The 14,133-nt window shown below is 47.2% G+C and carries 15 protein-coding genes; 6 read left to right on the top strand and 9 right to left on the bottom strand.

The window, feature by feature from the left end; genetic code table 11:
• Positions 1 to 3: 3 nt before the first annotated feature.
• From NGM44_RS03670 to NGM44_RS03660, 3 genes are all read right to left on the bottom strand, one after another.
• The gene (locus tag NGM44_RS03670; protein WP_253224298.1) at positions 4 to 1,401 is read right to left on the bottom strand and encodes an MATE family efflux transporter; all 1,398 of its coding nucleotides are present in this window, start codon (positions 1,399 to 1,401) and stop codon (positions 4 to 6) included.
• Positions 1,402 to 1,516: 115 nt separating this feature from the next.
• Positions 1,517 to 2,608: a hypothetical protein gene (locus NGM44_RS03665; protein WP_253224297.1), complete on the bottom strand. Its 1,092-nt coding sequence runs from the start codon at positions 2,606 to 2,608 to the stop codon at positions 1,517 to 1,519.
• 37 nt (positions 2,609 to 2,645) lie between these two features.
• Positions 2,646 to 3,644 (bottom strand): acyltransferase, encoded by a 999-nt coding sequence (locus NGM44_RS03660; protein WP_253224296.1) that lies wholly within the window; start codon positions 3,642 to 3,644, stop codon positions 2,646 to 2,648.
• 503 nt (positions 3,645 to 4,147) lie between these two features.
• Here NGM44_RS03660 and NGM44_RS03655 point away from each other — a divergent pair.
• Positions 4,148 to 4,822, top strand: a complete 675-nt coding sequence (locus tag NGM44_RS03655) for an OmpA family protein (RefSeq protein WP_253224295.1) — start codon at positions 4,148 to 4,150, stop codon at positions 4,820 to 4,822.
• A gap of 124 nt (positions 4,823 to 4,946) precedes the next feature.
• Positions 4,947 to 5,624: a M48 family metallopeptidase gene (locus NGM44_RS03650; RefSeq protein ID WP_253224294.1), complete on the top strand. Its 678-nt coding sequence runs from the start codon at positions 4,947 to 4,949 to the stop codon at positions 5,622 to 5,624.
• Positions 5,625 to 5,750: 126 nt separating this feature from the next.
• Here NGM44_RS03650 and NGM44_RS03645 read toward each other — a convergent pair whose 3' ends face one another.
• Together NGM44_RS03645 and NGM44_RS03640 are read right to left on the bottom strand one after the other, a co-directional pair.
• Entirely contained in the window at positions 5,751 to 6,902 is a 1,152-nt protein-coding gene (locus tag NGM44_RS03645; RefSeq protein WP_253224293.1) for a glutathionylspermidine synthase family protein, read from the bottom strand.
• Positions 6,899 to 7,456, bottom strand: coding sequence for a hypothetical protein (locus NGM44_RS03640; RefSeq protein ID WP_253224292.1), 558 nt, complete (start codon positions 7,454 to 7,456; stop codon positions 6,899 to 6,901). The genes NGM44_RS03645 and NGM44_RS03640 overlap by 4 nt, the downstream gene beginning before the upstream one ends.
• Before the next feature lie 253 nt (positions 7,457 to 7,709).
• On the opposite strand from NGM44_RS03640, the gene NGM44_RS03635 reads away from it, so the two are divergent.
• From NGM44_RS03635 to NGM44_RS03620, 4 genes are all read left to right on the top strand, one after another.
• On the top strand, positions 7,710 to 8,507 hold the full coding sequence (locus NGM44_RS03635; protein WP_253224291.1) for a heme ABC transporter permease: 798 nt from the start codon (positions 7,710 to 7,712) through the stop codon (positions 8,505 to 8,507).
• 8 nt (positions 8,508 to 8,515) lie between these two features.
• Entirely contained in the window at positions 8,516 to 8,719 is a 204-nt protein-coding gene (gene ccmD / locus NGM44_RS03630) for a heme exporter protein CcmD (protein WP_078317928.1), read from the top strand.
• A 31-nt stretch (positions 8,720 to 8,750) separates the two neighbouring features.
• Positions 8,751 to 9,287 (top strand): cytochrome c maturation protein CcmE, encoded by a 537-nt coding sequence (ccmE, locus tag NGM44_RS03625; protein WP_253224290.1) that lies wholly within the window; start codon positions 8,751 to 8,753, stop codon positions 9,285 to 9,287.
• A 65-nt stretch (positions 9,288 to 9,352) separates the two neighbouring features.
• Entirely contained in the window at positions 9,353 to 9,544 is a 192-nt protein-coding gene (locus NGM44_RS03620; RefSeq protein WP_253224289.1) for a hypothetical protein, read from the top strand.
• Between the two features lie 138 nt (positions 9,545 to 9,682).
• Here the strand turns inward: NGM44_RS03620 and NGM44_RS03615 are convergent, their stop codons facing one another.
• The 4 genes from NGM44_RS03615 to NGM44_RS03600 form a co-directional block, all read right to left on the bottom strand.
• Positions 9,683 to 10,525, bottom strand: coding sequence for a MetQ/NlpA family lipoprotein (locus tag NGM44_RS03615; RefSeq protein ID WP_253224288.1), 843 nt, complete (start codon positions 10,523 to 10,525; stop codon positions 9,683 to 9,685).
• A gap of 181 nt (positions 10,526 to 10,706) precedes the next feature.
• Positions 10,707 to 11,396 (bottom strand): methionine ABC transporter permease, encoded by a 690-nt coding sequence (locus NGM44_RS03610; protein WP_253224287.1) that lies wholly within the window; start codon positions 11,394 to 11,396, stop codon positions 10,707 to 10,709.
• Positions 11,386 to 12,432, bottom strand: coding sequence for a methionine ABC transporter ATP-binding protein MetN (gene metN / locus NGM44_RS03605; RefSeq protein ID WP_253224619.1), 1,047 nt, complete (start codon positions 12,430 to 12,432; stop codon positions 11,386 to 11,388). Before metN ends, NGM44_RS03610 begins: the two co-directional genes overlap by 11 nt.
• Positions 12,433 to 12,523: 91 nt before the next feature.
• Positions 12,524 to 14,122, bottom strand: a complete 1,599-nt coding sequence (locus tag NGM44_RS03600) for an ATP-binding protein (RefSeq protein ID WP_253224286.1) — start codon at positions 14,120 to 14,122, stop codon at positions 12,524 to 12,526.
• Between the last annotated feature and the right edge of the window lie 11 nt (positions 14,123 to 14,133).

Genomic DNA, 14,133 nt, shown 5'->3' with positions numbered 1-14,133 from the left:
CGCTTAGCCGATCACTCTGATGCGACTTTGTAGGGCGACTTTTTTGCTGTGCACTTCTAGATACCAAAGCAAAAACACCGCAGCCACGCCAAGCGAAATCACCAAAGCCGTCCAAAAGCCATAAATCCCCATGTCAACATGAAACGCCATCACATAGCCTGGAATCAATCCACAGCCCCAAAAGGCGATGATATGAATCACCATGGGTACAGTCGTCACTTTATAACCACGCAAAGCATAGCTTGCCACGCATTGCACCGCATCCACCAGCTGAAATGCTGCAGCAAATAAAATCAGCGAACTGGCAATCGCAATCACCGCCATATCATCAGTGTACATCTGCGACAGCGGATAGCGAAATACCACGAGAAATAACGCCGTACCAATCGATGCCACAATCGCTGAAACAATCGCCACGCCTGAGATATAGCGTGCTCGCACAAACCGCTCTTGCCCTAGGCTAAAACCGACACGCACCGTCGCTGCGCTACCAAGACTTTGGGGAATCATAAAAATCAAGCTGGTCAAACTCATCACTACCTGCTGAGCGGCAACAAAATCTTCGCTATTGCCCTTGAGTCCTGAGACCAAAAACATAATGCAGGTGAACAAGCTGACTTCGATAAAAAACGATAAACCAATCGGCACACCAAGTCGCGTCATCTCAATCAGTGCTTTGGGATTGGGTAGGCTAAAGCGTGCCATCAAACCAAATTGGTCAAAGTGCTTATCCTTGATAATCAATACCCACAGAGCGATGGCATTCACCCAAAATACAATCGCTGTCGCAAGTCCACAGCCAGCACCGCCCAAAGCAGGCATGCCAAATTTGCCATAGACAAAAATCCAGTTCAAAGGAATATTAATTAAAAAACACAGCCAGCTGACCCACATGATGAGCCTGGGGCGATTCAGGCTTGATGCATAAGCGTGCAAAGCACGATGAATCATCGCAGCAGGCATGGCAAGACCAATGAACCACAGATAATTTTCGGCGATGGCAAGCGTCTGCTCACTGACATCCAGCCATAGCTTAAATGGTGTAATCGCAAGCCACATCAGCACCATGCCGATGATGCCCATGATAAGACCATACCATAACCCTTGGCGACCCATCTCGCCCACTTCATGACCGCCTTTGGCACCAAACAGCTGAGCAATCATTGGATTGAGCGATGTCATGACACCCATCAAGGTCACATAGACGGTGACAAAGACACTGCTACCCAGTGCCACCGCTGCCAAATCGGATTTGCCCGCACCGCCTGCCATCACCGTATCGACAAAGCTTGTGCCGACTTGAGCAACCTGTGCCAGCAGCATAGGAATGCCAAGTGTAATCAGCTCGGACAGCTCTTTTTTGTAGGTGGTGAATTGATAGCGGTTTAGGTCAAGTAGCATGGTGTGATGATCGTAGAAAAAAAGTGATATTGTAGCAGATTTACAGGTACTAGGGATAAAGCTTTGATAAAAAAGCAGAATGACTGACATTCTGCTTTGGGCTTGATATTAAGGGTTATAACGGCAGCTGCTGAGTGTGTTTCCACTGCTGTTCTTTGACCTGCTGTTCAAAGGCGGTCAGCACATCTTCGACGATGTCAGTGACCAGCATCTGCACCTCTGGGCGTGAAGTATCAATCTGCGCTACACCATGTGCCACCGACTGCATCAGCCCGTCAAGCGTCTCATCATTGAATAGGTGGGCATTGATGGCGGTGGTGACATTCTCGCCGATATGCTTGCCGACATTGGTGATTTGTGATTCAATCATACCGCCAGCAATCGGGATAAGCTTTAGATATTTACGCAATTCTGGTGTGTCGATGAGTGCTTTTTCGACAGCGCGACCGATATCGGCAGACAGCTTAGCACCTTGTTCGGCAAGTAGCGCTGCTTGCAGGCGTGGGGTTAATTCGGTGCGTAGCATGGTCAAGAGTGCCGTTTCGATTTCATGGCGGTTTTGGCTGACGGTGCGGTGCAGTAGCTCGCCATGATTTTGACTATGGCTAAGCTGTGCTCGAAAATTATCAATCGCGGTTAAAATCACACGATCTGACAGCTCTTCTAGCAGCACATGATAATAAAACTTGGCGGATTTTAGCCACTGTGCAGGGATAACCTGAATGCCCAGACGGTGCAGTCGCTGAATGATGACGACCGCACGCAGCAGTCGAAACGCACGCAAGGCAGGAAAACAGCCCAGCACTTCATACCAATGCACAAATGGAAAAAAGAACCAGCGATAATAAGTGCGTTTTTTGATGGCAATCAACCAACGAATGCTCAAATCCGCCACCCAAAAGATGGTGAAAAAGCCTGCCACCGTCGCCACCGACAGATGGTGCGTATTTTGATAAGCACTCAGTGCATCAGGCGCGCCCAGATAGCTTGCGATGCTACCTGCAAATTCACTCATCAAAATATTATCCACCGCAATCAGGGTCAAATCAATGACAAGTAAAATCAGCATCAAGATGTCATAGGCAAGCTTGGCAGTGCTGACTTCTCGTGTCTCGTCTTTTTCTGTGCCATAGATGGGGATCACATCATCAGGTAGTTCGTGTTGCTGTGGTAGTTTAAAATCATCTAAATCAGGGGTTTGTCGCATAATCATCGCTTAAAAGGTGCAAGGCACGCAGTAAAAATCAGTGTTCGCCAGTCGCTTGGTTGTCCTGAGTATTGACACCAAAGTCAGCCAACATCTCATCAATCTTGGCATCTTTGGCTTGCCATATCGCATCAAGTGCCGTAAATAGCTCGGCTTTGATGGCATCATTGCTGTGATACTCGCCACGCTTGAGTGCATCAAATAACGCATCATCAAGCTTGATATGCTCAATATTGACACCCAATCGAGTCAGCTTACCCGACCACAAATCGCTATATTCAGGCGTGCCATCAGGATAGACAATGGTCATATCCAAGATGCCATCAATCTCTTCGCCAAGGCTTGAAATCGCAAGCGCAAAACCACCAGCTTTGGGCTTGAGCAGGTGTCGATATGGTGACGCTTGTTTTTGGTGTTTGACAGGGGTAAAACGGGTACCTTCAAGATAGTTGAGCAACACAAAAGGCTTGCCAGTCAATAGCCGACAAGCGCGGCGGGCTTCTTCGATATCACGGCCAGCAAGTGCAGGATTTTTGGCGAGCGCTTCTTTTGAATGGCGTTTCATCATCGGAAAGTCAAGAAAATAAAAGGTCTGACCGACGATAGGAATGTAAATCAGCTCATGCTTGGCAAAAAATCGGGTAATCGGCAAGCGATTTTCGCTGATGTACTGAATGATACTGGTATCGACCCATGACTGATGGTTGCAGATGAGTAAGTATCTGCCATTAGGGTTTAGGTCGTCAGGCAGGGTGATGCGCCAGTCTTTTTCGGGCAGAACCTTGTCGATCAACAGATTATTGGTATGTAGCCAATGATTGGTAATGCCAAGCACCGCCTTGTCCGCAAGCTTGGATTTGGTCAGCATCTTGGTGACGCCTGCGCTGATCACTGGCACGCCAAGTGCAAGGCTATTGACCGCAATCGTGCCTGTGCTTGCGACCAAAGATAATTTTTGGGCAAGTTTGGGATTGTTGTCATGCAATTTTTGAAAAAATGGCAAAGTTCTGCGCGTAGGGCGATCAGCATGGCTCATGGTGGTTTCCTAGGTTGCCAAAAATGTTACAGAATATGTCAAATATCCGACAAGTGTTCACAATAATCGTTATTTTATCAAAAAACCGCGTCTTGCAGTGAAATTTTACACGACTGATACAGGATGGTTGTGCAAAATGACAAAATAATGCATAAATCTGGCTTATGTTTGACAAATTTTGAAACAATATTGCTCATCAAATGTTGCTGAGCAGCTGTGAGCAAATGCGCCGATGGGGTGAATTTGCCTAAAAATTATACAAAATTCGCTGATTTTTCGGTCAATTTGTACAAATTTTAATCAATTTGCAAGACAAACAAGCAAACTGCCCTGAATAAAATAATAGAAACTACACTAACAAGATACAGACTTGCTACAATTAGGTAAGTATTTTGGTTCATAATAGCTCTCAAGCAAAACCACTTTTTGGGTAATGGACTTTTTTAAGATTTATGGAAAATTGCTCAAAAACTCACTCAATGCTCTCATTTAAGGAGATAACGATGAAAAATATGAAAGTTCTAGGCGTATCAGTATTGGCAGCAAGCGTTGCATTGGCAGGCTGTGCATCAACTTCAGGTACCACAGGTACAACCACCACTGGCACGGGCATCAATAAAGCAGTCATCGGTGCTGTGGCTGGCGCTCTAGGTGGCGCAGCAATCTCAAAAGCGACTGGCGGTGAAAAAACTGGCCGTGATGCAGCAATCGGTGCAGTCGTTGGCGGTGCAGTGGGTGCTTATATGCAAAAGCAAGCTAAGCAAATCGAAACTCAAATGGCTGGCACTGGCGTTGAAGTTCAACAAGACCCAACCACAGGTAACATCAACCTAGTTATGCCAGGCAACATCACTTTTGCTTATGACGATGCGACGCTAAACCCATCGTTCACAGGTAGCCTAAACCAATTGGCACAAACCATGAAAGAGTACAACCAAACCACCATCGTCGTGGCAGGTCACACGGATTCAAACGGTTCTGATGCTTATAACTACAACCTATCACAGCAACGCGCAGCGTCTGTGGCAAACTACCTAATCCGTCAAGGTGTTGATGCAAGCCGTATCCGTACTGTGGGTTATGGTGAAGCACAACCTGTTGCATCAAACACTACCGATGCAGGCCGTGCCCAAAACCGTCGTGTTGAGCTAACCATCAACGCACCACAAAGCCTGTAATCAACGATTGATTACAAGACGAGTCATCAGCTGATGGCTCGTTTTTTGTTGGTCTAAATTTGCCCAAGCATGGTACAATTACTGGGTTTTTTCACTGATACCAGAACGAACCACGACAATTTTGATGAATCAAACAGACACATTGGCAAGCTTGCATGATGACTTTGCTCAAGCAGGTATCCGACTATGCATCACCAAAAAACGCATCAAAAACATCAACTTTCGAGTAAAGCTGGGTGAATTTTTGGTCAGCTGTCCTATGCATATCAGCGATACTCGATTGCTTGGCGTGATTCGTGCTCGCTTTGATTGGGCGGTATCTGCACACCAAAAACTTATCCAAGCCAATGAGCAAAAGCCGACAGCGATGCATTATCTGTGGGGTGAGCCGTTTGATTTGGCAGCGTGGCTGGCAAGCCATCAGCAGCAAATCCACGCACGCACATTCAAGCGACTAACGATGCTTGCACCTGATGACTGCAAAGCTTGGATTGACCGCTATGAATTGGCAAATTATGTCGATGAGATTTTGGCAGTATGGCAAGCCAAAGTGGGTAAGTCAGCAAGCCACATCAGTATCAAGCCGATGAGTAGCCGTTGGGGGAGTTGTAATGTCCGTACGGCAAAAATCGCACTCTCCACACATTTGGTCAGCTATCCCAAAGCTTGCACTGACTATGTCTTGGTGCATGAATTGTGCCATCTGATTCATGCCAATCACAGCCGTGAGTTTTGGGCAAGTGTACAAGCTGTCATGCCTGATTATCAAACATGGCATCGACTGCTCAAAGGGCGAGTATGATGGATTTGGATTGCTATGTACTTCAGCGTATCCAACTTTTTGCCAACAAAAAACCGTTCGTGCTTTTATTAGCGTTGCGAACGGTTTTTCTTTGAAAAGCTTATAAAAATAAGCGTATGTACTACATCACATAAAGGCGTGCGGTACAAAAAGACTGGTGTCCTTGGTAATCAGCGTACTGTCTTCACGCACGCCAATCCCTGCAGGGCTATGACCAATCATCCAGCTACCGATGACCGTATAGACGGCTTGACCTTGATGATTGGTGAACTTTGGCAGCGGTTTAAGTGCTTGATAAACATAACCTTCTTGACCATAGATGCCATCGGTTGCGATGTGCATATCGCCTTGATGCAGGCTGATGTTCGCCCCTTCTCGAGAGAAAAATGGCTTTTTGACCACATCAGAGGCGATGGCAGATGCGTTTAGGCTCGCTGGCAGTAGGTTTGGGTGATTTGGGAACAGCTCCCATAGCACAGCAAGCAGTGCTTTGTTGCTCATCAACAGCTTATAGGCAGGCTCGATAAACTGCGTGCCACTATGCTCGATATGACTGCCAAAAGCTTCGGACAGTAGCCACTCCCATGGATACAGCTTGAACAGATGGCTGATGGCATGGTCTTTTAGATCCGTAAATCGCCCATCGGTCGCACGATGACCAATCGCACCGATATCAATATAATCGGTGGCAAGTCCTGCTTGGATGGCGACATCTTGTAGGTAGCGAGTGGTGGTGTAGTCTTCGACACTGGCAGAGACTGCGGTAAAATACAGCTTATCTTGGCCAATCACAGGCTTCATCGCCCCAAACTCTACCAATAATCGCTCATGAATGCTATTAAACTGGTCAGCACCACTCAGCTCACCGCCTTGAGCCTGTAGCCAATACCACTGGGCGACACTGGCTTCAAACAGTGATGTCGGTGTATCAGCATTGTATTCATACAGCTTAGGCTCAGTTGTGCCATCAAAGCACAAATCAAAGCGACCGTACAGACTTGGCTCACGGTTTTTGAAGCTTTGCTCAATCAGTCGTGCAGCAGTGTCTGACAGCCCAAGCCGTGCATAGTCGCCTGTTTTGACGACATGGGCGACGGCTTGTAGATACATCTGGTGCAGTGCTTCGGTGGCAGTTTCGATGACATCGATTTGGCGTTCATCGAACACATAGCACGCATCTTCTTGCCAATAATTACCATCGATACTGTGATAATCAAAGCCAATGCGAGCCATCTCACCTTGCCAATCAGGGCGTGGCGCGACCTTGATGCGTCTCACGATGCGGCGCTCGTGCTACCGCCAGTTGCCCCAAAGCCTTGGCGAGTTGTGCCAGTCTTATTATCTGCTGTTGCCTGTGCTAGTGATTGGCGGTTTTGGTTGGCAGCTTGTTGCTGGGTGTTTTGGACAGGCTGCTGAGTGGTGGTTGGCGTTTGGGCGGTTTGTGAAGCGGCAGCTGTCTGCGCTTTGCCTGCACTGGCAGCTTTACTTGCTAAGTAACCTGCGGCAGCACCAGCGGCGGCGGCACCCAGCATAGTACCGACGCCACTGCCATTTTCAGCGGTGGCTTCGCCATTTTCGGCTTGTGAAATGGCTTGTTGTTCAGCTTGAGCCTGCGCTTCAAGCTCAGCAGCTTGGGCTTGTAGGGCGGCGGCTTGTTCTTGCAGGGCTTGTGCTTCAGCACTGGTGTACTGCTGTGTCTGCTCTTGCGGTGCAGGTGCGGTTGTTTGCGGTGCTTCGGCAGGCGAGCAGGCAGTCAGTCCTAGACCTGTTGCACCGAGCAGTACTAGTGAGATTTGGCGAGATGCTTTTGAAGGTTTTGTCAATTGAGTCATCAATGTATCCAGTTTGGTAATGAATTTACAACGATTATCCTATCATTATGCAGTCAAATCAACGATTTTACAAGGGATGGCAGGCGGATTGTTGATGAAAATTGTCCAGATAGCCTGCCAAATTTTGTATAGAGTGGGGCGAATTGTGCTATAATAATCAAGATTTGCCACTGATTTTGGCAAAGTGATTCGCGTGATTTTCCTTCAAAACTTTTTTTACAACTTATAGAAGCCTTTTGAGCTAGGTAGAAAAATGCCAAAAAATAGCCAAGCCACCAATAGCACGAGCCAAGCCAGTTTTTTTGGACGACTTTGGCAAGGATTTTTGACCACAGTCGGCACCGAGCGATTTTTTCAGATTTTCTCACCTTGGGTAAAATATCTTGCCGCCATCGCAGCGATTTTGCTTGGTGTTGGCACGGTGTGGGGCTTGGGTTTTGCACCGCCTGATTATTTGCAGGGTAACAGCTATCGCATCATCTTTATCCATGTGCCAGCGGCAAGCCTTGCGATGAGTATTTATTTTGCGATGAGTGTGCTTGGGGTGATTTTTTTGGTATGGAAAATCAAGACCGCCAACATCGTCGCCCAAGCCATTGCACCGATTGGCTTTATCTTTTGTGTGCTGAGTCTTTTGACAGGGTCAATTTGGGCACGGCCGACTTGGGGGACTTATTGGGTGTGGGATGCGCGCCTGACATCGATGCTGATTTTGGCGTTTTTGTACGCAGGGGTGATGGCGTTGTTTGCGGCGTTTGAGCATAGCAGTAATCGTGGCAAGGCGGCGGCGATTTTGTCCATCGTCGGTGCGGTGAATTTGCCCATCATCAAATATTCGGTCGAGTGGTGGAATACTTTGCATCAAGGGGCGACCTTTACCGTGACCAATGCGCCCAAAATGAGCGCGTCGATGTGGGTGCCATTACTGATTATGATGCTTGGGATGTATTTTTTGGTGGCGGCATTGGCGATTTATCGCACCAATTCTTTGATTTTAAGCCGTGAAGCCAACAAAGCATGGGTAACTCGATTGGTTAATTCGGATAAATAGGGCGAGCGATGACACCGTATTTTAAGACTTTTGGTGATTTTTTGGCGATGGGTGGGCATGGCTTTTATGTATGGCTGTGCTATGCGATGACTTTTTTGGCAGTCATCGGCTTGATTATTTATGCCAAAAATGAACGCAAACAGACGCTAGATAAACTTGGCAGACAGCAAGCGCAATCTCGCCTAACCAATAAACAACGCAAACAATCTTAATTGATGAATTATTAACGATAAGGGTGACATCATGAATGCAGTCAGACAAAAAAAGCTGATGTGGGTCATTGCCGTGCTACTCGGTGCGGTGGTGGCGGTGAGTTTGATTTTGTATGCCATCCGCAATCAGACCGATTATTATTTTGACCCGACAGCCATCGCGGCAGGTCAAGCACCTGAAGCCAAGCGTATCCGTGCTGGCGGCATGGTCGTGGCAGGTAGTGTCAAGCGTGATCCGGCTGATCAGCTCAATGTGCAGTTTGAGATTACTGACTTTAAATCGACCGTGCCAGTCAGCTATCGTGGTGTATTACCTGATTTATTCGCCGAAAATTCAGGCGTCGTGGCAACGGGCGAACTACAAAACGGTACATTTGTCGCAAGTGAAGTACTTGCTAAGCATGACGAAAACTATATGCCACCTGAAGTCGCCAAATCGCTCAAGACCGAGCACGCCGCTCGTGGCACAGATGTCAATAATGGGCAGTTTGTCCCTGCGACATCGATGAGTGAGATCGATGAGCGTAACGCCAAAGAAGCTGAGCAGGAGCAGACTGAGCAGAAGTGATCAATATCATAAAAGCGTATCGATGGATGCGCTTTTTTTAAAGGAAGTTTATGATGGTGATATTGATGGCACTAATGACGCTCATTGCTTTGGTGTTTGCAGGGTTTAGTGTTAAGTTGTGCTATGAGCTATTAAAAACTCAAAGATGGTTTGGTGTAGTGCTCATGACGATTGTTGGTGTATTGGATTTGGGTGCTGCAGCTTATTGCGCACTCGTCATTGGTCGGTATTTCATATCTCTGTTTAAAGTTCAATGACTTATGATAAATCGAATTAAGTTAAAGGCAAACAACAGCACCAACACTTTTTTGGCAAACGATACTTGACTCATAAAGACTGCTCCAAAGCAAAATCCCCATCATCAAGCGATGACAGGGATTTGAAGTTCGGTTAGATTACCAACCTTTGACCACGGCGCCTTTGAATTCTTCTTTGGCTTTGGCTTCTACTTCATCAGTTTGATAAGCTTTGACGAAGTTTTGGATAGCTTCAGAGTCTTTGTTGTCAGTACGGGCAACGATGATATTGACATATGGTGAGTCTTTGTCTTCAACAAATACACCGTTTTCGGCAGCGGTTAGACCTGCTTGACCTGCATAGTTGTTGTTCACAACGGCTAGATCCACATCATCAATCGCACGAGCAGCAACTGAAGTATCGACTTCTTTAATCACTAGATTTTTTGGATTTTCAACGATATCTAGTGAAGTTGATAGTAGGTTGGTGTTGTCTTTTAGCTTGATTAGACCTTGTTTTTCAAGCAAAATTAGCGCACGAGCTAGGTTTGATGGGTCGTTTGGCACAGCGATGGTTGCGCCATCTTTGAGCTCTTCCACTGATTTGATGGTCTTTGAGTAGCCAGCTAGCGGATAGACAAAAGTATTGCCCACGATCACAAGATTATCAAGCTTTTTCTCTTTGCTGTCAGTGTCAAGATATGGCTTGTGTTGCATGGCGTTGGCATCTAGATCGCCTTTTGAGACAGCGGTGTTTGGCAGTGCGTAGTCGTTAAATTCAACCAGCTCAACAGTTAGGTTGTATTTTTCTTTCGCGATTTTACTTGCGACTTCAGCAACTGCTTGCTCAGGGCCTGCCATTACGCCAACCTTGATGGTTTGGGCAGCAGGGGCGTCGCCTGCAGGGGCGGCAGCTTGTTCTGCTTTTTTGTCTTGACCACAGCCAGCTAGGGCGATGCCTGATGCGATGGCACAGATGCCAAAAAATTTACCAAGATTCATAATTCATCCTTAGAATAGGTACAAAAACTTATAAAAAACTGTCTTACAACTGTTATATTAAATCACAAAACCCTTGCTAGGACAAGCGTTTGGGCGAGTTAATCTGGGCAAAAGCTTGTGAAAAAAGCGAATAATGCCAAACGTCTGATGCAGTATTCGCTAATCTTTCAGGCTGTAGCAATCAGCGGTGATCAACTCTAGCCGCCAAGACATCACCAGCTTTTTGGCAAATCATCACAATCGCCACGATGATGATGGTGGAGATCCATTTGACATAGACCATGTTGCGGTGCTCGCCATAGCTGATGGCAAGATTGCCCAGACCGCCACCACCGACGACACCTGCCATCGCCGAATAGCCGATGAGTGACACCAAGGTGAGCGTCACGGCATTGATGAGAATAGGCAGGCTTTCGGGTAAATAATATTTACTCACCACTTGCCAATGCGTCGCCCCCATCGATTTGGCTGCTTCGGTCAGACCAGTAGGTACTTCAAGCAGGGCATTGGCGGTCAAGCGAGCAAAAAACGGAATCGCCGCCACGCTCAAAGGTACAATCGCTGCTGTTGTGCCAAGCGTCGTCCCCACCAAAAAACGCGTCACTGGCATCAAAATAATCAGTAGGATAATAAACGGCACAGAGCGACCGATATTGATGATGACATCAAGCACGCTAAAGGCGGTGCGATGCTCAAGAATACGACCTTTGTCGGTCAAAAATGCCAAAAATCCCATCGGCAAGCCAATCAGCACAGCAATCAGAGTGGCAGCCAGCCCCATGTAGATGGTTTCCCAAGTGGATTGAGCGACCATTGCCCACATTTTTGGGTGCATTTCACTCATAAAATCGGTGATCAATTTATCCCACATAGCCGAGTACCTCCACATTGACATGATGATCGGTTAAGTATGCCATTGCATGGTTTTGACTGTCTGCATCACCGATGACTTCAGCGATGGTAAAACCAAACTTCACACCGCCTGCATAATCCATCTGAGATGTCAGAATGCTAAACTCCACGCCAAATTGCTTGGTGGCTTGTGAAAATAATGGCATATCCACCGAATTGCCCGTAAACTCAAACTTCACCAGCGGATGCAAGCCTGCTGATGGTTCTGAATGTAGCTTTGATAAATAATCATCAGGCAGACCGATGTGGAAAGTTGAGCGGATAAATTCTTTGGCAAGCTCAGTCTGCGGATTGGCAAAAATCTCACTGACCGTACCTTGCTCAATCAGCACGCCTTGGTCAATGACGGCGACTTTATCGCAGATGCGTTTGACCACATCCATCTCATGGGTGATGAGCAGGATGGTGATGCCAAGCTGTTGGTTGATTTGTTTTAATAGCTTAAGAATCGACTGCGTAGTGGCAGGATCTAGTGCAGATGTGGCTTCGTCGCATAGCAACACCTTTGGGTCAGAAGCTAGAGCACGAGCGATGGCGACACGCTGTTTTTGACCACCAGATAGGTTGGCAGGGTAGGCGTCTTTTTTGTCAGATAGCCCAACCAGCTCAAGCAGTCCATTGACTTTGGTGGTGATGACAGATTTTGGAGTGCCTGATAATTCTAGGGGCAAAGCGATATTATCAAATGCCGTGCGAGAATGTAGCAGGTTAAAATGCTGAAAAATCATGCCAATGTTGCGTCGCTCGATGATCAAATCTTGCTCGGATAATGCAGTGAGCTCAATGCCGTCGATGATGACGCGGCCAGTGGTTGGTCGCTCAAGCAGATTGACACAGCGGATGAGTGTGGATTTGCCAGCACCTGATGAGCCGATGATGCCGTAGATTTCACCTTGATTGATGGTCAAATCAGTGGGCTGTACAGCGGTAAAGGTGCTGGTCTTGCCGTCTTTTTCGATGGTGAACTGCTTCTTGACGCCATGCAGCTCAATCATCGCTTTGGATGGGGCGTGAGTATTCATGATAAATCGGTCAAATCGTCAAATTAACTGATTATTATATCATGAAAATATGCAGTGCTAATACTTATGTTTTGGCTTTGTCCTTATCCTTATCATCAGCATTCACCACAGCCTTTGGCTTTAGTGGTAGCACGACCAAAAAGCGAGTATGACCCTGCCAAGTGTCGGTGCTGATTTTACCTTGGTGTGCTTCGACAATTTGGGAGACGAGCGACAAGCCAAGTCCTGAACCTTTTTTCTCTTGTTTTAGGCGGACAAAGGGGCTAAAAATATCTTCTCGCTTATCTTCAGGAATACCTAGGCCTTGGTCAATAAAGGCAAGCACAGCAAAATTTGGCTGCGGTTTGGCCTTTTCTTTTTCTTTGGTGCGAGTCAGACGCTTGAGAAAATCGCTGGTCTTTTTGGGGCTTTTGGCATCCAGCATCTCTGTCGGCTGAGTCATCTCTGCATCAGTCTCATCGATGCAGCAGACGCCATCAAGCAGACTTTGGGGAATGGTGGTGGCATCTTTGGCATCAGCCACACCGTAGAGATATACTTCAATCGGTGGCACACCATGAATCATGGCGTTGTTGAGTAGATTTCGCACCAAATGGGTCAATAGCTTAGGCTGAGCAAGCAGGCTAATCGGCTCTGCCATCAGTGTTGCTTCAGGATAGTGCTGACATTCTTGGCGAGTCAGTTCGTACAAATCAACCTGCTCGGCAGCCTGTAGGGCATGACCTGCATCAAGGCGTGAAACCAACAAAATGCTCTCAACCAAGTCATTAAGCCCAGTCAAATCCCGATTCACCGCAGCCGCTCGCTTGTCAAACTTCGCCTTGGTGTCATCATCTAGGCGAGCTGCAAGCATATCCATCATCTCAATCTGTAGGCGAATGCGCGTGATCGGTGTGCGAAACTCATGCGATGCGTGCGCAAGCAGTAGGCTGTTGGCATTGATCAGCTGCTCGATTTTTTGTGCCGATTGGTTAAAACCATGCGCCAAGACTGCAATCTCATCATTGCCATCTTCGGACACGCGCACGCTAAAATCCCCTTCGCCAAGACGACTCATCTGACGGCTCATCTGGTTAATCCGCCAAGTGATGCTGTGCGAAATCCACCACAGTACCGCCGACATAATCGCAAGCAGCAAAATTGTGCCTGAGAATAAGTTGAACCACGCCATCAGCGGTCGCTCTGGTGTCGGCGTGCGGTTTTCGTACCACAGCGAATAGCCAAGCGTGCTTTCGATGATGGTGTGTGGCGGCGCAGGCGAGAAAATCTCACTGATCCACGGCGGTTCAGGCAGCAGCACGGTCGGCAGTTCGGTGTTTTCGGTTTGTAATACTAGGCGGCCTTGTGGGTCGTACAGACCGATTTTGGCGTTTAAGCTTTCATCAAAAATATCAAAGCTTTTTTTGATTACCACCAGTGAAAAGCGTGCTTGCAATAGATTATTTTGTGCGCTAAGATTTTCTGCTTCAGCCAAAAAAGGCTCAATCTGCGTCATGATTTGGCTTGCGACCGCACGATTGCGCGCTGAGTCAGAATTATTGTGCGCAAACTGTGATAACAAAGCAAAAGCAATGGCAAAGCCCACCAATGCCAAAAAGACGCTGATGAATAATCGCGCTGAGATCGAACGAAAGCCAAATTTGCCGTGATGAGCCGAATGCATAAAATTTCCGT

It is taken from the genome of Moraxella sp. FZFQ2102, from assembly GCF_024137865.1.
GTDB lineage: Bacteria > Pseudomonadota > Gammaproteobacteria > Pseudomonadales > Moraxellaceae > Moraxella.
This window is presented reverse-complemented; position numbering and strand designations above follow the sequence as displayed.